The sequence below is a fragment of the Rhodococcus sp. OK611 genome (genome assembly GCF_003050885.1).
GTDB classification, from domain to species: Bacteria; Actinomycetota; Actinomycetes; order Mycobacteriales; family Mycobacteriaceae; genus Rhodococcus_G; species Rhodococcus_G oryzae.
Genome location: NZ_QAOZ01000009.1, coordinates 1 through 23,331, shown reverse-complemented (window position 1 = coordinate 23,331; position 23,331 = coordinate 1). Strand labels below are relative to the sequence as shown.

22 protein-coding genes are annotated in these 23,331 nt (G+C 67.6%); 11 read left to right on the top strand and 11 right to left on the bottom strand.

The features are described from left to right. From C8K38_RS12745 to C8K38_RS12715, 7 genes are all read right to left on the bottom strand, one after another. Positions 1–1,056 carry an MCE family protein gene (locus C8K38_RS12745; protein WP_097211840.1) on the bottom strand — a complete coding sequence of 352 codons (1,056 nt, stop codon included), beginning with the start codon at positions 1,054–1,056 and terminating at the stop codon, positions 1–3. Further along, positions 1,053–2,078 carry an MCE family protein gene (locus tag C8K38_RS12740; RefSeq protein ID WP_097211839.1) on the bottom strand — a complete coding sequence of 342 codons (1,026 nt, stop codon included), beginning with the start codon at positions 2,076–2,078 and terminating at the stop codon, positions 1,053–1,055. The genes C8K38_RS12745 and C8K38_RS12740 overlap by 4 nt, the downstream gene beginning before the upstream one ends. After that, entirely contained in the window at positions 2,078–3,262 is a 1,185-nt protein-coding gene (locus C8K38_RS12735) for an MCE family protein (RefSeq protein ID WP_097211838.1), read from the bottom strand. Before C8K38_RS12735 ends, C8K38_RS12740 begins: the two co-directional genes overlap by 1 nt. A gap of 5 nt (positions 3,263–3,267) precedes the next feature. After that, complete coding sequence (locus C8K38_RS12730; protein ID WP_097211837.1) at positions 3,268–4,119, bottom strand: MlaE family ABC transporter permease; 852 nt, start codon at positions 4,117–4,119, stop codon at positions 3,268–3,270. 4 nt (positions 4,120–4,123) lie between these two features. Further along, the gene (locus C8K38_RS12725; RefSeq protein WP_097211836.1) at positions 4,124–4,888 is read right to left on the bottom strand and encodes an MlaE family ABC transporter permease; all 765 of its coding nucleotides are present in this window, start codon (positions 4,886–4,888) and stop codon (positions 4,124–4,126) included. A gap of 563 nt (positions 4,889–5,451) precedes the next feature. Further along, positions 5,452–6,366: a 3-oxoacyl-ACP reductase gene (locus tag C8K38_RS12720; RefSeq protein WP_077042894.1), complete on the bottom strand. Its 915-nt coding sequence runs from the start codon at positions 6,364–6,366 to the stop codon at positions 5,452–5,454. A 98-nt stretch (positions 6,367–6,464) separates the two neighbouring features. Beyond that, a complete protein-coding gene (locus C8K38_RS12715) occupies positions 6,465–6,656 on the bottom strand; it encodes a ferredoxin (protein WP_077042895.1) in 192 nt (63 codons plus the stop codon). A gap of 226 nt (positions 6,657–6,882) precedes the next feature. On the opposite strand from C8K38_RS12715, the gene C8K38_RS12710 reads away from it, so the two are divergent. From C8K38_RS12710 to C8K38_RS12700, 3 genes are all read left to right on the top strand, one after another. Further along, positions 6,883–8,058, top strand: a complete 1,176-nt coding sequence (locus C8K38_RS12710) for an acyl-CoA dehydrogenase family protein (protein WP_077043915.1) — start codon at positions 6,883–6,885, stop codon at positions 8,056–8,058. Positions 8,059–8,127: 69 nt separating this feature from the next. Beyond that, positions 8,128–9,246 carry an acyl-CoA dehydrogenase family protein gene (locus tag C8K38_RS12705; protein WP_097211835.1) on the top strand — a complete coding sequence of 373 codons (1,119 nt, stop codon included), beginning with the start codon at positions 8,128–8,130 and terminating at the stop codon, positions 9,244–9,246. A 15-nt stretch (positions 9,247–9,261) separates the two neighbouring features. Beyond that, positions 9,262–10,884, top strand: a complete 1,623-nt coding sequence (locus C8K38_RS12700; protein ID WP_097211834.1) for a long-chain-fatty-acid--CoA ligase — start codon at positions 9,262–9,264, stop codon at positions 10,882–10,884. Between the two features lie 111 nt (positions 10,885–10,995). Here C8K38_RS12700 and C8K38_RS12695 read toward each other — a convergent pair whose 3' ends face one another. Then, the gene (locus tag C8K38_RS12695) at positions 10,996–12,108 is read right to left on the bottom strand and encodes an NAD(P)H-dependent flavin oxidoreductase (protein ID WP_097211833.1); all 1,113 of its coding nucleotides are present in this window, start codon (positions 12,106–12,108) and stop codon (positions 10,996–10,998) included. Then, positions 12,108–13,754, bottom strand: a complete 1,647-nt coding sequence (locus tag C8K38_RS12690) for an acyl-CoA synthetase (RefSeq protein WP_097211987.1) — start codon at positions 13,752–13,754, stop codon at positions 12,108–12,110. Before C8K38_RS12690 ends, C8K38_RS12695 begins: the two co-directional genes overlap by 1 nt. 78 nt (positions 13,755–13,832) lie before the next feature. On the opposite strand from C8K38_RS12690, the gene C8K38_RS12685 reads away from it, so the two are divergent. After that, positions 13,833–14,657 carry a crotonase/enoyl-CoA hydratase family protein gene (locus tag C8K38_RS12685; protein WP_097211832.1) on the top strand — a complete coding sequence of 275 codons (825 nt, stop codon included), beginning with the start codon at positions 13,833–13,835 and terminating at the stop codon, positions 14,655–14,657. A gap of 22 nt (positions 14,658–14,679) precedes the next feature. Beyond that, on the top strand, positions 14,680–15,246 hold the full coding sequence (locus C8K38_RS12680) for a nucleotidyltransferase family protein (RefSeq protein ID WP_097211831.1): 567 nt from the start codon (positions 14,680–14,682) through the stop codon (positions 15,244–15,246). Between the two features lie 76 nt (positions 15,247–15,322). On the opposite strand, the gene C8K38_RS12675 is transcribed toward C8K38_RS12680, so the two are convergent. Next, the gene (locus tag C8K38_RS12675; protein ID WP_097211830.1) at positions 15,323–16,363 is read right to left on the bottom strand and encodes an LLM class F420-dependent oxidoreductase; all 1,041 of its coding nucleotides are present in this window, start codon (positions 16,361–16,363) and stop codon (positions 15,323–15,325) included. Between the two features lie 79 nt (positions 16,364–16,442). Here C8K38_RS12675 and C8K38_RS12670 point away from each other — a divergent pair, with 79 nt between their 5' ends. The 6 genes from C8K38_RS12670 (at position 16,443) to C8K38_RS12645 (ending at position 21,733) form a co-directional block, all read left to right on the top strand. Beyond that, positions 16,443–17,441, top strand: a complete 999-nt coding sequence (locus C8K38_RS12670; protein ID WP_097211986.1) for a Zn-ribbon domain-containing OB-fold protein — start codon at positions 16,443–16,445, stop codon at positions 17,439–17,441. 13 nt (positions 17,442–17,454) lie between these two features. After that, positions 17,455–18,519 carry a thiolase domain-containing protein gene (locus C8K38_RS12665; protein ID WP_097211829.1) on the top strand — a complete coding sequence of 355 codons (1,065 nt, stop codon included), beginning with the start codon at positions 17,455–17,457 and terminating at the stop codon, positions 18,517–18,519. A 2-nt stretch (positions 18,520–18,521) separates the two neighbouring features. Beyond that, the gene (locus C8K38_RS12660; RefSeq protein WP_097211828.1) at positions 18,522–19,697 is read left to right on the top strand and encodes a thiolase domain-containing protein; all 1,176 of its coding nucleotides are present in this window, start codon (positions 18,522–18,524) and stop codon (positions 19,695–19,697) included. 36 nt (positions 19,698–19,733) lie between these two features. Then, complete coding sequence (locus C8K38_RS12655) at positions 19,734–20,609, top strand: TIGR03619 family F420-dependent LLM class oxidoreductase (RefSeq protein ID WP_097211827.1); 876 nt, start codon at positions 19,734–19,736, stop codon at positions 20,607–20,609. Then, the gene (locus tag C8K38_RS12650) at positions 20,606–21,025 is read left to right on the top strand and encodes a nuclear transport factor 2 family protein (RefSeq protein ID WP_097211826.1); all 420 of its coding nucleotides are present in this window, start codon (positions 20,606–20,608) and stop codon (positions 21,023–21,025) included. The genes C8K38_RS12655 and C8K38_RS12650 overlap by 4 nt, the downstream gene beginning before the upstream one ends. Positions 21,026–21,130: 105 nt before the next feature. After that, positions 21,131–21,733, top strand: a complete 603-nt coding sequence (locus C8K38_RS12645) for a DUF459 domain-containing protein (protein ID WP_097211825.1) — start codon at positions 21,131–21,133, stop codon at positions 21,731–21,733. Positions 21,734–21,814: 81 nt separating this feature from the next. Here the strand turns inward: C8K38_RS12645 and C8K38_RS12640 are convergent, their stop codons facing one another. Then, the gene (locus C8K38_RS12640) at positions 21,815–23,065 is read right to left on the bottom strand and encodes a cytochrome P450 (protein WP_077042902.1); all 1,251 of its coding nucleotides are present in this window, start codon (positions 23,063–23,065) and stop codon (positions 21,815–21,817) included. Between the last annotated feature and the right edge of the window lie 266 nt (positions 23,066–23,331).

Below are 23,331 nucleotides of genomic sequence, written 5' to 3'. Positions count from 1 at the left end.
TCACCGGTTCGGGTCCACGGGCGTGACGGTCAGCGGCGGGAACTGCTGCAGATCCTTGGGCACGTGCTCGGGCCAGACCAGCGAGTCGGAAAGGGTCTGGGTCATCGCGCCGATTTGGAAGTTCGCCACGTACGCCATGAAGAACGGCCCGCTGCCGACGGATTCGCCGAGCGCGGTCGCGTACGGAGCAAGTCCGTCCAGCGCCTTCCCGATGTTGTCCTTGTTCTTTTGCAGCACCGCAACCACCGAATTCAGTTTCTCCAGAGTCGGTTTCATCTGTTCCTGGTTGTCCTGCACCAGCCCGGTCAGCTGCTTGGAGACCGCCGAGGTGTTCACGATCAGCTCGCTGATCGCATTGCGCCGGCGGTCGAGCTCGGCGAGCAGTTGGTTGCCGTCCACCAGCAGGGCGTTGATCTGATCGCTCCTGGTCGCCAGGATCCCCGTCACGCCTTCCGCCCGATGGAGCAGCTCGCGCAGGCTCTCATCGCGCGAATTGATGCTCGCCGAGAGCCGGGTGACCCCGTCCAGCGCGGTCCGCAGCTCGGGTGGGGTGTCCTGGAGCGTGTCGGACATCGCGTTCAGCGAGTTGTTGAGCTGATCGGTATCGAGATCGGAGACGGTGTTCGACAGGTCGCCGAGCGCGTCGTTGAGCGAGTACGGGGAGTTGGTGCGCTCCAACGGAATCGTCTCGGACTTGCGCAGCGTCCCGCCTCCCGCGGGGGTCACCTTCAGCGACTTGCGGCCGAGGATGGTGTTGGTCTTGACCGCGGCGCTCGTCTCGTCGCCGAGCGCGATCCCGTCCTGAACAGTGAAGGTGACCAGCACCTGCGGGCCGTCCAGGTCGACCTTGTCGACGGTGCCTACATTGACGCCCGAGACGGTGACCTTGTCTCCCGTCATCAGTCCGCCCGCGTCGGCGAAATGCGCGGTGTACTGGCCGCCACCGGAGATGAAGGGCAGCTGGTCGTACTGCATGCCTGCAATCACCAGGGAGCCGGCGACGACCAGGCCGATGATCCCGATCTGAACGGGGTCCCTTTCGCGTGGCTTTGTCACTTGACCGCACACCTCCCTGTCGTCTGCGTCGGGGTCGTGGGGAGGCCAACCCGAAGATCCTTGCCATCCGGGCCAGAGAACTTGAACTGCACGCTGCAGGTGTAGAACTGGAAGAACCCGCCGTACGCGCCCACCCGGATCAGCTTCTTGTACGCCTCGGGCAGCTCCCCGAGCACCCAGTCGAGGTCGTCTTTGCCCAGATCGAGCTGGGTGACGACGCGACCGCCCTCGGCAATGGTGGACTGCAGGTCCGGGCGTGCACCCTGCAACAGCTCGGCGAGATCGCCGGTGGCGGTGGCGATCTGCGGAATCGCGTTACCGATCGGATCGCTGTCCTTCGCGAGCCCGCTCACCAGCTGCTGGAGCTGATCGATCGTGGTGGAGAACTGTTCGCCCTTGCCGTTGATCGTGCCGAGCGTGGTGTTCAGGTTGGTGATCACCTCACCGATCAGTTCGTCCCGGTCGGCAAGCGTCTTGGTGAACGAGCTGGTGCTGCCGAGCAGCGAGACCAGCGTGCCGCCCTGGCCCTGGAAGACCTGCAGCAATGCGCCGGAGAGATCGTTGACCTGCTCCGCATCCAAGCCCTTGAGCAGCGGCTTGAACCCGCCGAGCAGCAGATCGAGGTCGAGCGCAGGCGAGGTCTGATCCTCCGGGATGGTCCCGCCGTCGTCGAGCTGCTCCATCGAGCCGGCGCCCTCGAGAAGCTCGAGGTACCGGTCTCCGACCAGGTTCTCGTAGCGCACCGTGGCCCTGGTGCTCTTGAAGAGCTCGTACTGGCTGTCGACGTTGAAGTCGACCTCCGCGAGGTTGTCGCTGTCGATGCTCACCCCCTTCACCGAGCCGACCGGCACGCCTGCAATGCGCACCTTGTCACCCGCCTTCACGCCCGAGGAATCGGAGAACTGCGCGGTGAAGGAATTCGAGGTGCTGAATCGGTACTGGCTGAACACGACCGCGAGCCCGGCGAAGATCAGCGCCATCACCGTGGTGAAGATCAGCAGTTTGACAGTGGTCGGCCGCATCAGTTCCCCCCCTCCGGGTAGACGCCCGCGTACAGCAGCTGGAAGACCTTGGGCATGTTCGTGCTGACCTTCGTTGACGGCACGTACGGCACCGTCCCGGTGTCGGCGACGAGGAAGTTCGAGTTGCCGTCACGCTTGGGATCGAAGTCCGGCAGGCCCATGCAGTGTGGTCCACCGGACGCGTTCACCTTCGGCAGGTCCTTCGGGTAGGTGTACGGCTCGGTGCCGTACACGAAGCTGGTGCTCAGCGCCACGCCCGGCTGCAGACCACCGAAGATCTCGTTGGCGGCAGGAAGCGTCTTGGCCAGCCCGGTGAGCAGACAGGCGATCGACGGAGAGTACTCACCGAGGAGCTCGGTCGTGGGCCGCAGGTCCGCCAGTGCCTTCGTCAGGTTGGCCTCGTTCTCGGTGAGCACGCCGTTCGCGTTGTTCGCCAGCCCGGTCACGTTCATCAGCAGCAGGTCGAGGTTCGCCTGCTCGTCGACGATGGTGCCGCTGGTCGCGGTCGCGTTGTCGAGCAACCGCATCAAGTTCGGCGTGACATCGGCGTAGACGTTGGTGACCGTCGAAGCGGCCTGGAGGTCGCGCTGCAACTGCGGCAGTGCGGGATTCACCTTCTTCAGGTACTGGTCGGTCTCCTCCAGCAGCTGGCCGAGCTGGTCGCCGCGGCCGTTGAGCGCCTCGGAGATCGCGCCGAGGGTGGCGTTGAGCTTCTCCGGCTCGATCTGCTGCAGCAGCGTCGACAGGTTCTCGAACAGCGTGTTGAACTCGACGGTCACCGAGTCGGCCTCGATGGTGGTGCCGGGCGACAGCGAGCTCGACGACGGGTTCTCCGGCACAACGAAGTTCACGTACTTGGCGCCGAACACGGTGGTGGACTTGATCTCCACCTGTGCGTTCGACGGGATCAGGTGCATGGAGGCCGGATCCATCGCCAACTCGAGCTTGGCCTGGTCGCCCTCCTGACCGATTGAGGCGACGCGACCGACCTGGACGCCGCGCATCTTCACCTTGGCGTCGGGGTCCATCACCAGACCCGCGCGGTCGGCGGTCACCGTCACCGGCTCACTGTCGGTGAAGCCACCGGAGAACATGGTCAGCGAGACGGTCGCGACGCCGACCAGGCTGCCCACGAGCACCAGCGCGGCGACCTTCTTCTTCCATTTGGGTTCAGGTTCAGACATGCGCGCTATCCCGAGAGGTTGAAGTTGCCGGACCCACCGTAGATGGCGAGCGAGATGAGCAGCGTGACCGTGACCACCGCGATCAGCGAGGTACGCACCGCATTACCGACCGCGACGCCCACGCCGACCGGGCCTCCGCTGGCGTTGTACCCGTAGTAGGTGTGGATGAGCATGACGGCCAGCGCCATCACGATCGCCTGGGCGAAGGACCAGAGGATGTCCGTCGGTATCAGGAACGTCGAAAAGTAATGGTCGTAGACGCCCGGCGACTGCCCGTAGATCACGACCGTCGCGAATCGGCTGGCGATGAACGAGGCGGTCACGGCCAGCGCGTAGAGCGGCACGATCGCGATCATCCCCGCCATCACGCGGGTGCTCACCAGGTACGGAATCGACGGGATCGCCATCACCTCGAGCGCGTCGATCTCCTCGGTGACCCGCATAGCGCCCAGCTGTGCTGTGGAGCCGGCGCCGATGGTGGCGGCCAGGCCGATGCCCGCGATGACCGGCGCGACGATGCGCACGTTGATGAAGGCGGCGAAGAAGCCGGTCAAGGCCTCGACGCCGATGTTGCCGAGGGAACTGAAGCCCTGCACGGCAATGGTGCCGCCTGCGAAGAGGGTCAGGAAGCCGACGATCACGACGGTGCCACCGATCACGGCGAGCGCGCCAGTGCCCATGCTGATCTCGGCGATCAGCCGGATCGTCTCTTTCCGGTAGTGGATGAACGCGCGCGGGGCCGAGGCGACTGCCCGCCAATAGAACAGCGCCTGATCACCGATGCCGTCGATCGAACCGGAGAACTTGCCGATCCGCTTCCTGGTCCCCCGGAAACGCCCTGTCAGTGCGAATGCCATCCCGTCACCCCGCCGTCAGCTTGACACCGACGGCGGTGACGAGAACGTTCACCACGAACAGCGCCATGAACGCAAAGACGACCGTCTGGTTCACCGCGTCACCCACACTCTTTGCGCCACCCTTTACGTTGAGCCCGAGGAAGCAGGCGACCAGGCCCGCGATCATGCCGAACAAACCGGCCTTGAGCTGCGAGAGCATCAGCTCACCGAAGCCGGTCAGCAGCGTGATCCCGTTGATGAAGGCGCCGGGGTTCACGTCCTGCAGGAAGACCGAGAACATGAAGCCGCCGACGATGCCGATGGTGGACACCAGCCCGTTGAGGAGCAGGGCGACCACCGTCGAGGCGAGCACCCGGGGCACGACCAGCCGGTGGATCGGGTTGATGCCGAGCACCTTCATCGCGTCGATCTCTTCGCGGATGGTTCGCGCGGCGAGGTCGGCGCAGATCGCGGTGGCGCCCGCACCGGCGACGATCAGCACGGTGACCATCGGCCCCACCTGGGTGACCGCGCCGAGCGCGGTGCCCGCGCCGCTGAGGTCGGCGGCGCCGATCTCGCGCAGCAGGACGTTGATCGTGAAGACCACGAGCACGGTGAACGGGATGGCGACGAGCACCGTCGGCACCATCGACACCCGGGCCACGAACCAGGCCTGGTCTACGAATTCACGGCGCTGGAAAGGCCGCCTGCCCATCGCCTTGAAGGTCTCCCCCGCCATCGCGAAGAAGCCGCCCACGGCGCGCAGCGGCACCAGAAGGAGGTCATCCATCGTGCCTCCTCGTCAGTGTTCTCGCGCAGGGCACCGCGGAGGAGATGCGAGATCCCCCCGGATGCCTGTGATCCAGGTCATACTAACTAGAACGTGTTCACCTGTCAAAGGTGTTCCCCTCCGGACGCATCAGTGCTGGTCAACTCGTACCACCGGGAGGGCGGACCCGGCGGTCGGGCACCCGTGTTCAGCGGGGCCCAGCCGGCGGGTTCGGTGGTCGGTGGCGCAGGCCCGGAGCGGGTCTCCGAGCATGCGACCTCCGGCCACGTTGACTCCCTTTGTCTTTCATCGATCACGTGCCTGGTGAGTCCCGATGGCCACCGACCACGACATCGAGTATCCACACAAGTGCGAAGGTTCTCCCCCACGCTCGTTCGGCCACTCGGGCTCGTGCCGCGACCACTCCGGGATTCGTCCCCACCCCACCCGGACGTGCGGAAATCTAGAACACGTACTCATTGTTGTCGGGGCAGGTCGAACCCACCCCGGCCATCATCTTCACCCAGCCGGCCTACCTGTGTGCCGAAATTCGCACGTTTCTCAGGTACGGCCGAATGCGCAGGTCAGCCGAGCGACTTGACCGCTTCGGTCGCCGCGAACATCCGAGCCGGATCGCGCCCGTCGAAGTAGCCGCCGAGCGAGTCCGCGAGGCCCTCGGGGGTCCACACCGCATCGGGCGAATCGAATCGCTGCTCGACGACCGGCGCGGCCATGAGCGCCACCATCGGTCCGTAGACGATGAAGACCTGGCCGTTGATGGCGTCGGCGGCGGGCGAGGCCAGGTACGACACCAGGTTCACGACGTGCTCGGGCGAGAGCGGATCGGTGCCGTCCTCGGGGGCGTCACCGAAGACGTTCTCGGTCATCGCCGTGCGTGCGCGCGGGCAGATCGCGTTGGCGCGAACGCCGTAGCGCTCGAGGCCGCGTGCCGCGGACAGGGTGAGGGCGGTGATGCCCGCCTTGGCCGCACCGTAGTTCGGCTGTCCGGCCGGGCCGAGCAGGCCGGCCTCGGAAGACGTGTTGATCAGGCGGCCGTAGACCGGCGCGCCCGCCGCCTTCGACTCGGCGCGCCAGTGCACCGCCGCGTTGCGGCACAGCAGGAAGTGGCCGCGAAGGTGGACCTTGAGGACGAGATCCCAGTCCTCGTCGGACATGCTGAACAGCATCTTGTCCCGCACGATGCCCGCATTGTTGACGACGATGTCGACACCGCCCGCCTGCTGGGCGGCCTCCATCAGCGCATCCGCGGTGGCGCGCTCGCCGATGTCGCCGGGAATGAACACCGCCTTGCCGCCGAGAGTCTGGATCTCGTCGAGGACCGCATCGGCGTTCTCGTTGGCCACCAGATCGTTGATGACGACGTTCGCGCCCGCCTTGGCGAGGCCGATCGCCTCGGCCTTGCCGAGACCCGACGCTCCACCGGTCACGATTGCGACCTTGCCGTCCAGACTTACCTCGCGACTAGTCAAACTCACCACTGCCTTCGTGATTTCGATGCGGCCCCCGGAGCGGGTTCCGCCGTCACATCCGTGACGGCGCTCACTCTAGAACGTGTTCTTATTCCCGGCAAGAACAGTTAGCGCTCGAGGGTCAGCGCAGCGCGCGGGCACTGGGCGACCGACTCCTCCAACTTGGCCACGGAATCGGCGTCGTCACCGGGCTGGGTGATCACCAGTTCGTCATCGTCCGTCAGATCGAAGATGTCCGGCGCGATGCCGACGCAGACACCGTTCGCCTCACAGCGATCCCTATCGACCTTGACCTCCATGAATGAACCTCACTTCTCGTTCGAATCGACGTCTGCGGCACGCGTGTCTATGGGCTGGACCCGCGGGCAGATCCAGCATAAGACTAGAACCCGTTCCACTCCTGTGCAATGATGCGAAAAACCCATAGTGACGGGCCGAAAGTGCGTCTCGCCAGCTCGGCCGATCGCAACCAGATAACGGCACCAAAACAGACTAGAACCTGTGTCAGAGACCGGAGAGGTACCGATGCAAATCACCTACAGCGCCGAGCAGCAGAAGCTGCGGGAGGAGCTGCGCGCCTATTTCGCGAAGCTCATCACTCCCGAGCGTCGCGAAGCGCTCAACGCCCAGACCGGCGAGTACGGCTCGGGCACCGTCTACCGCGACGTCGTGCGCGAGATGGGCAAGGACGGCTGGCTCACGCTCGGCTGGCCCAAGGAGTACGGCGGACAGGAGCGGTCGCCGATCGACCAGCTGATCTTCACCGACGAGGCCGCGATCGCCGGCGCCCCGGTGCCGTTCCTCACGATCAACTCCGTCGCCCCGACCATCATGCATTACGGCTCGGAGGAGCAGAAGAAGTTCTTCCTGCCCAAGATCTCCTCGGGCGAGGTGCACTTCTCCATCGGGTACTCCGAGCCCGGCGCAGGCACCGACCTGGCCAGCCTGCGGACCACCGCGGTCAAGGACGGCGACGACTACGTCATCAACGGCCAGAAGATGTGGACGAGCCTCATCGCGTACGCGGACTACGTGTGGCTCGCCGTCCGCACCGACCCGAATGTGAAGAAGCACAAGGGCATCAGCATGCTGATCGTCCCGACGACCGCCGAGGGCTTCTCCTACACCCCGGTGCACACCATGGCCGGTCCGGACACCAGCGCCACGTACTACCAGGACGTGCGCGTCCCGTCGTCCGCACTGGTCGGCGAGGAGAACGGTGGCTGGGGGCTGATGACCAATCAGCTCAACCACGAACGGGTCGCGCTGGTCTCCGCCGCGCAGATCCAGGGCGCGCTGCGCGACACCATCGAGTGGGCGCAGAACACCAAGCTGGCCGACGGCCGTCGCGTCATCGACCAGGAGTGGGTGCAGATCAACCTCGCCCGGGTGCACGCCAAGGTCGAGTACCTCAAGCTGCTGAACTGGGAGGTGTCCTCCGCGGAGGCCCCGAGCAAGGGCGACGCGTCGGCGTGCAAGGTCTTCGGCACCGAGTTCGCGACCGAGGCGTACCGACTGCTCATGGAGGTCCTCGGCCCCCTGGCATACCTGCGGCAGGACTCGAAGGGCGTCGCCGTGCGCGGCCGCCTCGAGCGTTGGCACCGTTCCGCCCTGATCCTGACCTTCGGCGGCGGCACCAACGAGGTGCAGCGCGACATCCTCGCCATGACGGCGCTGGGCCAGCCGCCCGCCAAGCGGTGACTACCACCGCCCACCAGGCGCTGACCCCGGCCCCCATCCTGCGCTGACCGCGCGAGTCAAAGGAACATCATGGATTTCAGCCACACAGAGGCCCAGCAGGACCTCGAACAACTCACCCGGAGCATCGCCGAGAAGCTCACCACCAACGACCGCCTGCGCGAACTGGACGCCGCCGAGGACCGCTTCGACGACAAGCTCTGGCAGGCCCTCGCCGATGCGGGCGTGCTCGCGGCGGCGCTGCCCGAGTCGGTCGGTGGCGGCGGCTTCGGCATCCTCGAACAGTGCAGCGTGCTGCGCGAACTGGGCCGGCCGCTCGCGGCAGTGCCGTACCTGTCCTCGATCGTCCTCGCCGCGTCGGCACTCGCCGAGTTCGGTGACGACGCCAAGCGCCAGTGGGCGCAGCGCGCCGGAGCGGGCGAGGTCGTCCTGACCGTCGCCCTCGCCGAGGAGCTCAACGACAACCCGGCCAAGCCGGTGACCACGGCGGTCCGCAGCGGCGACGAGTGGCTGCTGACCGGCACCAAGATCACCGTGCCCGCGGCCGCTTTCGCGGACCTGATCCTGGTTCCCGCCACCACCCCCGAGGGTGTCGCGGTGTTCCTGGTGCAGCCGTCCGATGCCGGGGTCACCATCGACCGCCAGCGCGTCACCGACTTCAGCGCGGAGTCGATCGTCGAGCTGGCAGGCACCAAGCTCGGAGCGGACCGGGTTCTCGGCAGCACCGAGAACGGATCCGAGATCGTGGACTGGATCCTGGCCCGCGCCGCGGTCGCGCTGAGCGCGACCCAGCTCGGCACCCTGGAGCGGGCCCTGGAACTGGTCGCGGAGTACGCGCGTGAGCGGGTCCAGTTCGACCGCCCGATCGGCAGCTTCCAGGCCGTGGCCCAGCGCCTCGCCGACGCCTTCATCGACGTCAAGGGCGTCCGGTCCACGCTGTGGCAGGCCGCCTGGCGCCTCAGCGAGAACCTGCCTGCCGAGGAAGAGGTCCGAACCGCGAAGTTCTGGGCGGCCGATGCGGGCCACCGCGTCGCGCACACCGTGATCCACATCCACGGCGGCGTCGGCCTCGACCGCGACCACCCGGTGCACCGGTACTTCCTGGCTGCCAAGCACAACGAGTTCGCGCTGGGCTCGGCCACCGAGCAGTTGCGCAGGCTGGGACAGATCCTCGCCGACGTGCCTGCCTGAATCTAGGCTGCACACATGACGACCGCGACGCCCACCGTCACCGATCTGTTGCTCCGGCTTCGAGACGACGACGACCACGGAATTCTGTTCGAGGACAAGAGAATTCCGTGGTCCGAACACGTCGCACTCAGCGCCGGTCTAGCGGCGGGCCTGGCGGCCCTGTTCGATCCGGCAGCACCCCGACACGTCGGGGTGCTGCTGGACAACGTTCCCGAGTTCTCCCTCCTGCTCGGCGCCGCGGCGCTGGGCGGATCGGTCGTGGTGGGTCTGAACACCACCCGGCGCGGCGAGGCGCTCGCGGGCGACATCGCGCGTGCCGACTGCCAGGTGGTGGTCACCGACACCGAGCGTCTCGCCCTGCTCGACGGCCTCGATCTGGGGGGCGTCCGCGTCCTCACCATCGACGGTCCCGAGTGGCCGGAACTGCTCGCCACCCACCCCGACAGCGCCGCGCCCGCGCCCGCTCCCGCAGGCGACGACCTGTTCATGCTGATCTTCACCTCCGGCACCAGTGGGAATCCGAAGGCGGTCCGGGTGACCCACCGCATGGTGGCCGGGCCCGGCATCATGCTCGCCGAACGGTTCGGGCTGTCGGCCGCGGACACCGCCTACATCTCGATGCCGATGTTCCACTCGGGCGCGGTGATGGCCTGTTGGGCGGTCGCGGTCGCCGTCGGCGCCGACCTCGCGTTGCGCCGCAAGTTCTCCGCGTCCCAGTTCATCCCGGACGTCCGGCGGTTCGGCGCCACCTACGCGCACTACGTCGGCAAGCCGCTCGCCTACGTGCTGGCCACCCCCGAGGCGGCGGACGACGCCGACAACCCGCTGAAGGTGCTCTACGGCAACGAGGGGTCCCCGTCCTCGATCGCCGAATTCGGGCGCCGGTTCGATGTCCGGGTGGTCGACGGGTTCGGTTCCACCGAAGGCGGCGTCCTGATCCCGCGGAGCCCCGGCACCCCTGTCGGCGCCCTCGGCCTGCTCCCCGCGGGCATCGAGGTGCTCGACCCGGACACCGGGGTCCCGTGCCCCGCCGCGGAGTTCGACGCCGCCGGGCGGATCGTCAACGCGGACGTCGCGACGGGCGAGCTGGTGAACACCGCGGGCACAGGGAGCTTCGCGGGGTACTACAAGAATCCCGAGGCCGAGACCGAGCGAGTCCGGAACGGCCAGTACTGGAGCGGCGACCTGGGCTACCGGGACGCGGAGGGCTTCGTGTACTTCGCAGGCCGCAGCTCCGGCTGGATGCGGGTGGACGGCGAGAACCTCGGCACCGCGCCCATCGAGCAGATCCTCGGCAGGCATCCCCACGTCGGCGAGGTCGCCGCGTACGGGGTTCCTGACCCCGAGGTCGGCGACCGGGTGGCCGTCGCGCTGGTGGCGACGAGCGACTTCGACATCGCCGACTTCTCCCGCTTCCTCGGCGCCCAGTCGGATCTCGGACCGAAGCAGGTGCCGAGCTTCGTCCGGGTCTGCACGGACCTGCCCCGCACGGCCACCTACAAGGTCCTAGGTCGCACCCTCAGTGCCGAGCGCTGGCACTGCGCCGACCCGGTCTGGTATCGCGCGCCCGGTGGTATCGACTTCGAACCCGTGACCCCGGAGCTGCGGGCGAAGCTCGACGCCGAGCTGAACACCTAGACACAGCCCGCTGTCGGGTGGCGGTCCCGAAACAAACGCGAAGGCCGGGTACGAAATTCGTACCCGGCCTTCGTGTGTGGCCTAGCTGTCCGACGCCCGCGGGCGTCGCACCTACGTGAGCTTGCTCAGTCGCGCGACGGTTGTGTCGAACTCGGCGACCAGTTCGGCGATCGACTCCGCGACCGGCCGGATCTCGTTCATCCGGCCGACGATCTGGCCTGCAGGCATCGCGACCACCTCGGGGTCCTCCGAGGCGACGATCCGCTGGTGCGCCTCGGCGACCAGCAGGTTCTGCAGTGGCATCGGCAGCGCGTCCGGTGCGCCGGGCTTGGACCAGGCCTCGGTCCACTTGGTCTTGAGCAGGCGGGCCGGCTTGCCCGAGTAGATCCGAGAGCGGACCGTGTCGCTCGAGGTCGCCGCGAGCAGCGCGCGCTGCGTAGCGGACGTGCCGTCTGCCGCACTACCCAGCTTGTACTCCGCGGCGGTCAGCCAGTACGAACCCATCCACACGCCGGAGGCGCCGAGGCTCATCGCCGCCGCGATCTGGCGACCGCTGCCGATACCGCCCGCGGCCAGCACGGTGGCGGAATCGCCCACCGCGTCGACGATCTCGGGAACCAGGACCATCGAGGCGATCTCGCCGGTGTGGCCACCCGCCTCGTAGCCCTGGGCGATGACGATGTCGACGCCGTTGGCCACGTGGCTCAGTGCGTGACCGACCGCGCCCGCCAGCGCCGCGACCGGCACGCCGTGCTCGTGCGCCTCGTCGATGACGTCCTTCGGCGGCGACCCGAGCGCGTTGGCGATCAGCGCGGGACGGTGCCGGAGCGCGACGTCGACCTGCGCGCGGGCCACCGAGTGCAGCCAGCCAAGGGTGCCCGTCGCACGCTCGACATCGTCGGACAGCGGCGGCACGCCGAGCTCCTCGAGCGTGCGGTTGACGAACGCGCGGTGCTCGGCCGGGATCAGCTTGTCCAGATCGACGGCCTTGCCCTCGGTCGGGATCTTGGCAGGCATGACGATGTCGACGCCGTACGGCTTGCCGTCGGTGTTCTCGTCCATCCAGGTGAGGACGGCCTCGAGCTCCTCCGGGTCGTTGAACCGCACACAGCCCAGCACGCCGAGTCCGCCTGCGCGCGACACCGCCGCCGCCACGTGCTCGGACGGGGTGAACGCGAAGATCGGGTACTGGATGCCGAACTTGTCGGCGAGGGCGTTACGCATCACGCGTTTCCGTTGCTGTAGTGGTCGTCGGCCTCGCGCTGCTCGGTCTGCTCCTTGGCCCAGCGGTAGTCCGGCTTGCCGGCGGGCGACCGCTTGATCGCGTCGACGAACCAGAGGCTGCGGGGCACCTTGTAGCCGGCGATCTCCTTGCGGGAGGCGGCGACGATGTCGGCCAGGCTCGGGCGGGTGCCTTCGCGGGGCGCGACGACGGCGGCGACCCGCTGGCCGAAGCGCTCGTCCGGGACACCGACGACCAGGACGTCGAAGACGTCGGGATGCGACTTGACGGCACCCTCGACCTCCTCCGGGTAGATCTTCTCGCCGCCGCTGTTGATGGAGACCGATCCGCGGCCGAGCATCGTGACCGTGCCGTCCGCCTCGACCGTGGCGTAGTCGCCGGGGATCGAGTAACGAACCCCGTTGAACGTCTTGAAGGTCGCCGCGGTCTTGACCTCGTCCTTGTAGTAGCCGAGGGGGATGTGACCGTGCCGGGCCAGCAGGCCGACCTGACCGGAACCGGGCTCGACCTGGTTACCTTCATCGTCGATGACCACGGTGGAGGCGTCGATCTTCACCCGCGGACCGCCGGTGTGCTCGAAGCCCTTCGAGATGGTCGCGAGCCCGCCGAAGCCGGTCTCCGACGAACCGATCGAATCGGTGAGCAGACGGTTGGGCAGCAGGTCGAGGAACTGCTCCTTGAGCGACGGAGAGAACAGCGCCGCGCTGCTCGCGATCACGTACAGCGACGAGAGGTCGTACGGCTCACCGGTTTCCGGGTTGCCGGCGATGAGGGCATCGACCATGGGGCGCGCCATCGCGTCGCCCGTGATGAAGATGAGGTTGACCTTGTGCTTGTCGATGACCTGCCACACCTCGTGGCCGTTGAACTCGGGGTGCATCACGAGGGTGCCGCCGCCGAAGAGGCTGTGGAAGACCGCAGACTGCGAGCCGCCGTGGATCATCGGGGGGATCGGGAACCGCACCATCGCGGGGTTCGCGGCGCCGACCTTCGCGATCTCCCACTCGTCCTCGACGCGCTCGCCGGTGATGAAGTTGGTGCCGCCGCCGAGTACCCGCCACCAGTCCTCGTGCCGCCACATGACGCCCTTCGGCATGCCGGTGGTGCCGCCGGTGTAGAGCATGAAGATGTCGTCGGGGCTGCGCTCGCCGAAGTCCCGGTCGGGCGATCCCAGGGACAGGGCCTGCTCGTACTCGACGCCGTCGAACGAGGAGTAGTCGAGATCGGTGCCGTCTTCGACGACGATCACGGACTCGACCAGTGGGGTGTTCGGCAGCACGTTGGCCACCTTGTCCACGTACCGGCGCTCGACGATCAGCGCGGCCATGTCCGAGTTCTCGAAGATGTACTGCAACTCGTTCTCGACGTAGCGGTAGTTCACGTTGACCATCACCGCACGGGCCTTGAACACCGCGACCATGGCCTCGATGGCCTCGATCGTGTTGCGGCTGTAGATGCCCACCTTGTCACCCGGCTTGACACCGCGATCCTGCAGGTAATGCGCGAGGCGGTTGGTCCGCTCCTCCAGCTGCGCATAGGTGATCTCGCGGTCGCTGTCCAGCAGCGCCACCCGCTCTGGATTCAGGTCAATGGAGTGCTCGACGAAGTCTGCGATATTTAGGGCCACGCCCATAAAGTAGAACGTGTTACCGTTTCTGGCAAGAGCCAATGTGAGACTCAACTCACACGATATCGGGAGCCGAGAGTGTCCTCCACCACAGCCGAGATTTCCGACATTTCGGAACAGTCCGCTCACTGCCTCGTCGAGAAGCGCGGTCACGTCCTCATCGTGACCATGAACCGCCCCGAGGCCCGTAACGCCCTGTCGGGCGAGATGATGGCGATCATGACCCGGGCCTGGGACCAGGTCGACGCCGATCCCGACATCCGGGTCGCGATCCTCACCGGCGCCGGGGGCACGTTCTGCGCAGGCATGGACCTCAAGGCCATGAACAAGAACGCCCCCGGCGACAAGTTCGTCAAGGGCGGCATGGACCTGACCAAGCTGCCTGCGCTGCTCAAGGGCCGCCGGCTCACCAAGCCGCTGATCGCCGCGGTCGAGGGCGCCGCCATCGCAGGCGGCACCGAGATCCTGCAGGGCACCGACATCCGGGTCGCGGGCGAGAGCGCCAAGTTCGGCGTCTCCGAGGCCCGGCTGGGACTGTTCCCGCTCGGCGGCTCCGCGGTCCGCCTCGTCCGCCAGATCCCGTACACCGTCGCAGCCGAGATCCTGCTCACCGGCCGCAACGTCCCGGCGCCCGAGGCCAAGGAACTCGGCCTGATCGGCCACGTCGTCCCGGACGGACAGGCGCTGACCAAGGCGCTCGAGATCGCGGACGCGATCGCGGCCAACGGCCCGATCGCGGTCCAGGCGATCCTCAAGACCATCCGCGTCACCGAGGGCATGCACGAGGAGGACGCCTTCGAGCTCGAGGCCGAGATCGGCGCCGAGGTGTTCCGGAGCGACGACGCCAAGGAGGGTCCGCGCTCGTTCGCCGAGAAGCGCGCCCCGAAGTTCCAGGGCAAGTAGCGGCCACCTCCCCGGCAACGACATGCAGACCCCGACGACACAGCACCGAGTCGTCGGGGTTTTGCTTGCCGCGGGCCAGGGCAGCCGGTACGGGATGCCGAAGGTCCTGGCGAATCAGGGCGCCTGGCTGCGATCCGCGGTCGCGGCGCTACGGGACGGGGGCTGCTCCCGGGTCATCGTGGTGCTCGGCGCGGCGGACACGGCCGTGCCGGACGGCGCGGAGGCCGTCTACGCAGCCGGCTGGCGCGAGGGAGTCGGCGCCTCGCTGCGGGCAGGCCTCGCGGCCGCCGCCGACGATCCGGATGCCGACTACGCCGCCGTTCACCTGGTCGACCTGCCGGACGTGCGCGCCGATGCCGTCGCCCGGGTCGTCGCCGCCGCGGCTGCCACCGAGAGCGGGCTCGCCCGGGCCTTCTACGGGGCCGACCCCGGCCACCCGGTCGTGATGGCCCGGGTGCATTGGGCTGCGGTGTCGAGGTCGGCTGCGGGCGACCTGGGCGCCCTCCCGTACCTACGTGAGCACGCAGGCCTCGTGCGACGAGTCGACTGCGACGACCTGGCGACCGGGGCGGATCGAGACACCCGCTGACCCCATCCGACGGATCGGGCCCCGGACTGCCGATTCGGCGATCCGGGGCCCGATTCTGGAACGTGTTCCGCTCACATCAGGCGGGGTTGACCGCCTCCGCGAGCTGGCGCATGTGCTCGACGCTCCGACAGGTCACCAGCAGCATGGTGACGCCTGCTTCCTCCCACTGCTTGACCTGGGTGCGCACCTCGTCGACATTGCCGATGATCATCGTGTCGGTGACCATCTGGTCGGGGACGATCGCGGCCGCCTCCGCCTTGCGGCCCGACAGGAAGAGCTTCTGGATCTCCTTGACCTCCTCGCCGTAGCCCATCCGGGTGTAGACCTGCGCGTGGAAGTTCACCTCCGCCGCACCCATCCCGCCGACGTACAGCGCGGTGATCGGCTTGAGCTTCGCGATCTCCCCCGCGCGGTCGTCGGTGATGACGACCTGGCAGGTGGCCGCGATCTCGAAGTCCTCGCGGCTGCGCCGGGCGCCCTGACGCGCGAAGCCCTCGTCGAGCCATTCGTTGTACATCGGTGCCAGGCGCGGGGTGTAGTAGATCGCCAGCCAGCCGTCGGCGATCTCGGCGGTGAGCGCGACGTTCTTCGGACCCTCCGCACCGAGCCAGATCGGCAGGTCAGCGCGCAGCGGGTGGGTGATCGGCTTGAGCGGCTTGCCGAGCCCCATGCCCCCCTCGCCCTTGAACGGCATCGGGTAGTGCGGGCCGTCGTTGGTCACCGGCGCCTCCCGCGCGAGCACCTGCCGCACGATCGAGACGTACTCCCGGGTGCGTGCGAGCGGCTTCGGGAAGGGCTGGCCGTACCAGCCCTCGACGACCTGCGGGCCGGAGACGCCGAGGCCGAGGATCGCGCGGCCGCCAGAGAGGTGGTCGAGGGTCAGCGCGTGCATCGCGGCGCCGGTCGGCGTGCGGGCGGACAGCTGCGCCACCGAGGTGCCGAGCCGGATCCGCTCCGTGCTTGAGCCCCACCACGCCAGCGGGGTGAACGCGTCGTTGCCCCAGGACTCGGCTGAGAAGACCGCGTCGAATCCCGCCGTGTCGGCCTCGGTCACCAACTCCTGGGCGTTGGCGGGGGGCTGCGCGCCCCAGTACCCAAGTTGCAACCCGAGCTTCATCGACTGCCTCCATATCCGTGGTGATCAGAACTCACTATTGCTAGTGGAATAAGAACCTGTTCTACTCGACTTTGTGACCATGAGGAAGAGTTCACTGGAACTAGAGCCAGATTCGGCGGGCCAGGAGCGGCCGCTGAACGCGCCGCTGCGTATGGCGTTCGACTACACGCGCTCGGTCGGACCGACCATCGGCGCCTTCGTGAACGGGCTGCGTGCGCATCGCGTCGTCGGCGTTCGCGGGTCGGACGGCCGGGTGCACGTGCCCCCCGCCGAGTACGACCCGGTGACCGCCGAGCCGCTCACCGACTTCGTCGAGGTGTCGCCTGTCGGCACCGTCCAGTCGTGGACGTGGATGGCCGAGCCCATCGAGGGCCAGCCCCTCGACCGCCCGTTCGCGTGGGCGCTGATCAAGCTGGACGGCGCCGACACCTCCCTCCTGCACGCCGTCGACGTCTCCTCTCCCGACGAGATGAGCACCGGCATGCGCGTGCACATCCGCTGGGCCGACGAGACCGTCGGACACATCAAGGACATCGCCTCCTTCGCGCCGGGCGAGGGTGACGGAAGCGCCACCGCCGCAGCACCTTCCGACGCCGAACCGGTCACCATCATGACCACCCCGGTCGACATGATGTACACCCACACCGCCTCCGCCGAGGAGAGCTATTACCTCCGCGGACTAGTCGAGGGCAAGATCCTCGGCGGGCGGACCGACGCCAACGGCAAGGTCTACGTGCCCCCGCGCGGCGCCAACCCCACCGACGGCATCCCGACCAAGGAGCAGGTCGTACTCTCCGACCGCGGCACCGTCACCACGTTCTGCATCGTCAACGTGCCGTTCCTCGGTCAGCGCATCAAGCCGCCGTACGTCGCGGCGTACATCCTGCTCGACGGCGCCGACATCGCGATCCAGCACCTGATCCTCGACATCGATGCCGCGGATGTGCGCATGGGCCTGCGCGTCGAGGCCGTCTGGCGTCCACGCGAGGAGCGCGGCTACACGCTCGAGTCGATCTCCCATTTCCGTCCTACCGGCGAGCCCGACGCCGAGTACGACACCTACAAGCAGCACCTGTAGAGAGGCCACCCCCGTGACAGAGATTGCAGTGGTCGGCTTCGCGCAGGCCCCCCATCTTCGAGAGACCACAGGCACCACCAACGGTGTCGAGATGCTGGTCCCCATCTTCCAAGAGCTCTACTCCACCCTCGGAATCACCAAGTCCGACATCGGTTTCTGGTGCTCGGGTTCGTCCGACTACCTCGCCGGACGCGCCTTCTCGTTCATCTCCGCGGTCGACTCGATCGGCGCCGTGCCGCCGATCAACGAGTCGCACGTCGAGATGGACGCGGCCTGGGCCCTGTACGAGGCGTGGATCAAGATCATGACCGGCGAGGTCGACACGGCCCTGGTCTACGGCTTCGGCAAGTCCTCCGCAGGCAACCTACGCCAGGTCCTCGCCATGCAGCTCGACCCGTACCTGGTCGCCCCGCTGTGGCCGGACTCGGTCTCGGTCGCGGGACTGCAGGCCCGCGCAGGCCTCGATGCGGGCAAGTGGACGCCCGAGCAGATGGCGGAGGTCGTGGTGCGCAGCCGCAGGGCGGCCAAGGACAACCCGCTCAGCCAGCTCTCCGGCGACTACGACATCGAATCGCTGCTCGCGCAGCCGTTCATCGCCGACCCGCTCCGCGCGCACGACTGCGCGCCGATCACGGACGGCGCCTCGGCGATCGTGCTGGCCCGAGGCGATCGTGCCCGCGAGATGTGCGAAAACCCAGCCTGGATCACCGGTTTCGAGCACATCATCGACTCCCCCGCCCTCGGCGGACGTGACCTCACCACCTCCCCCTCCACCGCGGCCGCGGCCCGCGCCGCCACCGGCGGCGACCTCGGCGGCATCGAGGTCGCCGAGCTGCACGGACCGTTCAGCCACCAGGAGCTCATCCTGGCCGAGGCGATCGGGCTCTCGGAGTCCGTCACCGTCAACCCGTCCGGCGGCCCGCTCTCGGGCAACCCGCTCTTCTCGGCGGGCCTCGAGCGGATCGGTCACGCCGCCCGCAAGATCCACACCGGCGAGGCCGGCCGCACCCTGGCACACGCCACCAGCGGTCCCGCGCTGCAGCAGAACCTGGTCGCGGTCATGGAAGGACGTAACTGATCATGGGTGGTAAGCACAAGGCCGCGGTCCTCGGCACCGGCCAGACCCACTACGTCGCCAAGCGGACCGACGTCACGATGTCCGGCCTGGTCCGCGAGGCCATCGACCGCGCCATGACCGACGCCGAGGTCAGCTGGGACGACATCGACGCGGTCGTCGTCGGCAAGGCCCCCGACATGTTCGAGGGCTCGATGATGCCGGAGCTGGCGATGGCGAACGCGCTCGGCGCCGTCGGCAAGCCGCTGCTGCGCGTGCACACCGCGGGCTCCGTCGGCGGTTCCACCGGTGTCGTGGCGGCCTCCCTGGTCAAGTCCGGCGTGCACAAGCGCGTGCTGGCGGTGTCCTGGGAGAAGCAGTCCGAGTCGAACGCCATGTGGGCGCTGTCGATCCCGGTGCCCTTCACGATGCCGGTCGGCGCGGGCGCGGGCGGCTACTTCGCCCCGCACGTGCGTTCGTACATCCGCCGTTCGGGCGCGCCCAGCCACATCGGCGCGATGGTCGCGGTCAAGGACCGGCTCAACGGCAGCATCAACCCGTACGCACACCTCAAGCAGCCCGACATCACACTGGAGTCGGTGCAGGCGTCGCAGATGCTGTGGGACCCCATCCGTTTCGACGAGACCTGCCCGTCCTCGGACGGCGCGTGCGCCATCGTGATCGGCGACGAGGACTCGGCGAAGTCGATGATCTCCCGGGGCCGCCAGGTGGCCTGGGTGCACGCCACCGCGATGCGCACCGAGCCCACCACATTCTCCGGGCGTGACCAGGTCAACCCGCAGGCCGGACGCGACGCCGCGGCCGCGCTGTGGAAGGACGCGGGGATCACCGATCCGTTCAAGGAGATCGACGCCGCCGAGATCTACGTCCCGTTCTCCTGGTTCGAGCCGATGTGGCTGGAGAACCTCGGGTTCGCGGCGGAGGGCACCGGCTGGAAGCTCACCGAGGCGGGCGAGACCGCCCGCGACGGGAACCTCCCGGTCAACGCCTCCGGCGGCGTGCTCTCGTCCAACCCGATCGGCGCCTCCGGCATGATCCGCTTCGCTGAGTCGGCGATGCAGGTGATGAACCGCGCCGGTGACCACCAGATCCAGGACGCCCGCAAGGCCTTCGGCCACGCCTACGGCGGCGGCTCACAGTACTTCTCGATGTGGGTTGTCGGTGCTGACAAGCCCGAGTAGCCCGACGAATCCGACGAGCTCGAGTAGGAGATCAGCATGAAGTTCACCGTAGGCATCGCGATGAGTCCGCTCGACCAACTCATCCCGCTCGCGCAGACCGCCGAGGAATGCGGGTTCGCCAATATCGCCCTGCCGGACTCGCTCTTCTACATGGAGACGGCGGCGGCGGACTACCCATACACCCCCGACGGCTCCCGGATGTGGAACGCCGAGACCCCGTGGGTTGATCCCCTCATCGCCGCTGCGGCCCTTGGTGCGGCCACCTCCACCATCGGCTTCTACACGAACGTGCTCAAGCTGGGGTCCCGGAACCCGCTGCTGCTCGCGCGTCAGGTCGGGTCCGTCGCGAACCTGACCGGGAACCGGTTCGGTTTCGGCGTCGGGATCGGTTGGGCTCCTGAGGAGTTCGAGTGGTGCGGCGTGCCGTTCAAGAAGCGTGGCGCCCGGGTCGATGAGATGATCGAGATCATCAAGCTGACCCTCGCGGGCGGCATGGTCGAGTTCCATGGGGAGTTCTACGATTTCGACCGCCTGCAGATCAGTCCCGCGCCCAGCAAGCCGGTGCCGTTCTACGTCGGCGGTCACACCGACGTGGCGCTGCGCCGGGCGGCCCGGGTGGGCGACGGCTGGACCTCGGCGATGATGAAGTTCAAGGACCTGGTCGAGACCAAGCGCAAGCTCGATGATCTGCGGGCCGAATACGGCCGCGCGGATGAGCCTTTCGAGTTGCAGGCCGTGTGCATCGACCGCTTCGGCAAGGACGGCTACGCCGAACTCGCGGGCGCGGGCATCACCGATTCCATCGTGGTGCCGTGGATCTTCGACGGCATTCCTTTCGACGGCCCGCTCGAGGCCAAGCAGGACTCGCTGCGCAAGTTCGCGGCCGACCACATCGCGGGAGGAGCGTCATGACCGAGACCGCGACGGAGCACCCTGTCCGGATCGCGTCGCGCGCGTCCCAGTCAGCCGCGAGCGGCAGGCGCAAGGAGGAGTGGCTGGCGCTGTTCGCGGAGGACGGTTGGGTCGAGGACCCGGTCGGCCCTTCGGGTTTCGACCCCGAGGGCAAGGGTCACCACGGCCGCGAGGCCATTGCCCGCTTCTACGACATGACCATCGCGAACACCGAGTCACTCGTGTTCGACATCAGGGACACCCTGCAGTGCGGTGACGAGATGGTCTACATCGGCAGCATCCGGTCCGTCGTGGCCGGCAACCAGATCGATGCCGAGGGAGTGTTCATCTACCGGGTGAACGACGAGGGCAAGCTGCAGTCGATTCGGGCCTTCTGGGAGGTCGACCGGGCGATGAAGACGCTCGTCAAGCTGTAGTACGCACGAACGCCGGAAGGACCGCGCCTCGTAAATCGAGGTGCGGTCCTTTGCGTTTCACGGCAGGGTGGGTCCGACCGCAGGCGATCGGAAGGATGACATTCAGTGCAGAGTCACTCGGAGGATCTCCGGATCTGTTTCATCGGCGACTCCTTTGTCGCGGGCGTCGGCGACGAGACCGCGCTCGGCTGGACCGGCCGGCTGCTGGCCCGCAGCGCACAGGCGGGGCGACCGGCCACCGGATACAACCTCGGGATCCGACGCAACACCTCCACCGACATCCGGGCGCGGCTGCGCGACGAGATCGAGCGCCGCAGGCCCGCGGACACGGAGCTGCGGCTGGTGTTCTCCTTCGGGGTCAACGACGCGACCGCCACGGACGACGGGCCTCGGGTCCCGGCCGCGACCTCTCGGGAGAACCTGATCGACTGCCTCGACGCCGCCGCGGGCGCACCTGTCCTCTTCGTCGGCCCGCCGCCCGTGCACGACGAGGAGCACAACCATCGGATTCTCTTGCTCAACAATAATTTTCGCGACATCTGTGATGCGCGGTGCTGCACGTTCGTCGACGTCTTCACTGCGCTGGAGAAGCACGACGTCTGGCGCAGGCAGGTCCGCGACGGCGACGGCGCCCACCCGCGTTCCGACGGCTACACGGCCCTGTTCGAACTGGTGGCGCCCGCCTGGGACGAATGGCTGCGCCGCTGAGGTCACCGGGAACGAAAACGGCAGCGCCGGCGCGGGGTGACCGCGCCGGCGCTGCCGGATGGTGCTGGTGGATCGACTGCCCTAGTGGGCGACCGGGCAACCGCCGGTCTTGTAGTCGACCTGGTACTCCTTGATGCCGTTGAGCCAGCCGGACCGCAGGCGGCGGGTCGCGCCGACCTCGGTGATGTCCGGGAGGAAGTCGGCGATCGCGTTGAAGATCAGGTCGATCTCCATGCGGGCCAGGTTGGCGCCGAGGCAGTAGTGGGCGCCGGTTCCGCCGAAGGACAGGTGCGGGTTCGGGTCGCGGAGGATGTCGAACTTCTCCGGGTTCTCGAACACCTCCTCGTCGAAGTTCGCCGACACGTAGTTCATCACCACGCGCTGGCCCTTCTTGATCGCCACACCGCCGATCTCGGTGTCCTCGAGGGCGGTGCGCTGGAAGGCGGCGACCGGGGTGGCCCAGCGGATGATCTCGTCGGCCGTGGTCTTCGGACGCTCCTTCTTGTACAGCTCCCACTGCTCGGGGTTGTCCATGAAGGCCTTCATGCCGTGCGTGGTGGCGTTACGGGTGGTCTCGTTGCCTGCCACCGCGAGCACGATCACGAAGAAGCCGAACTCCTCCGGGCTGAGCTCGTCGCCGTCGACGTCCGCCTCGATGAGCGTGGTGACGAGGTCGTCGCCCGGGTTCGCCTTGCGCGCCTCGGCCAGCTGGTACGCGTATCCGAGGATCTCCATCGACGCGGCCGCCGGATCGATGTCGGCGAACTCGGGATCGTCGTACGAGGTCATCTGGTTGGACCACTCGAAGACCTTGCCGCGGTCCTCCTGCGGCACGCCGATGAGCTCGGCGATGGCCTGCAGGGGCAGCTCCGCCGCGACCTGGGTGACGAAGTCGCCGCTACCCTCCGCAGCGGCGGCCTTGACGATGGACTCGGCGCGGTCGCGCAGCTCTTCCTTGATCCCGTTGATCGCGCGGGGGGTGAAGCCGCGGGAGACCAGCTTGCGCAGCTTGGTGTGCTCCGGCGCGTCCTTGTTCAGGAGCACGAAGCGCTGCAGTTCGATCTGCTCGCGCTTCATGTCATCGGCGAACCGCGGGATGGCGGTGTTCTCCCAGGTGGAGAACACGTCGCGCATCGACACGTCGCGGATGTCCTCGTGACGGGTGACCAACCAGTAGCCACCGTCGTTGAATCCGCCGACACCGTCGGGCTGCTCGACCCAGTACACCGGCTCGGCCTTGCGGACCTCGGCGAGTTCTTCCACCGGCAGCCGGTGCGCGTAGATATCGGGGTCCGTAAAGTCGAATCCCGCGGGAATGTTGGGCTGTGCCACTGTTGTCTCCTGCCATCGCGATCGGCGCCGCGCGTGATGTGGAACACGTTCTACAAAGATTGAAGCATAGAGCTTCGATCAGGGAAAGACTAGGCAAAGAACTGGGCCCATTCTCCTTGCTCAAAGGGGAGAACCTGTTCTACTTTTTGTAGACACGTGGAAAGGAGCCCGCCGTGGGCACACCAGTAATCGTCGAGGCAGTCCGTACCCCGATCGGCAAGCGAGGGGGTTGGCTGTCCGGCCTGCACGCGGCGGAGACCCTGGGC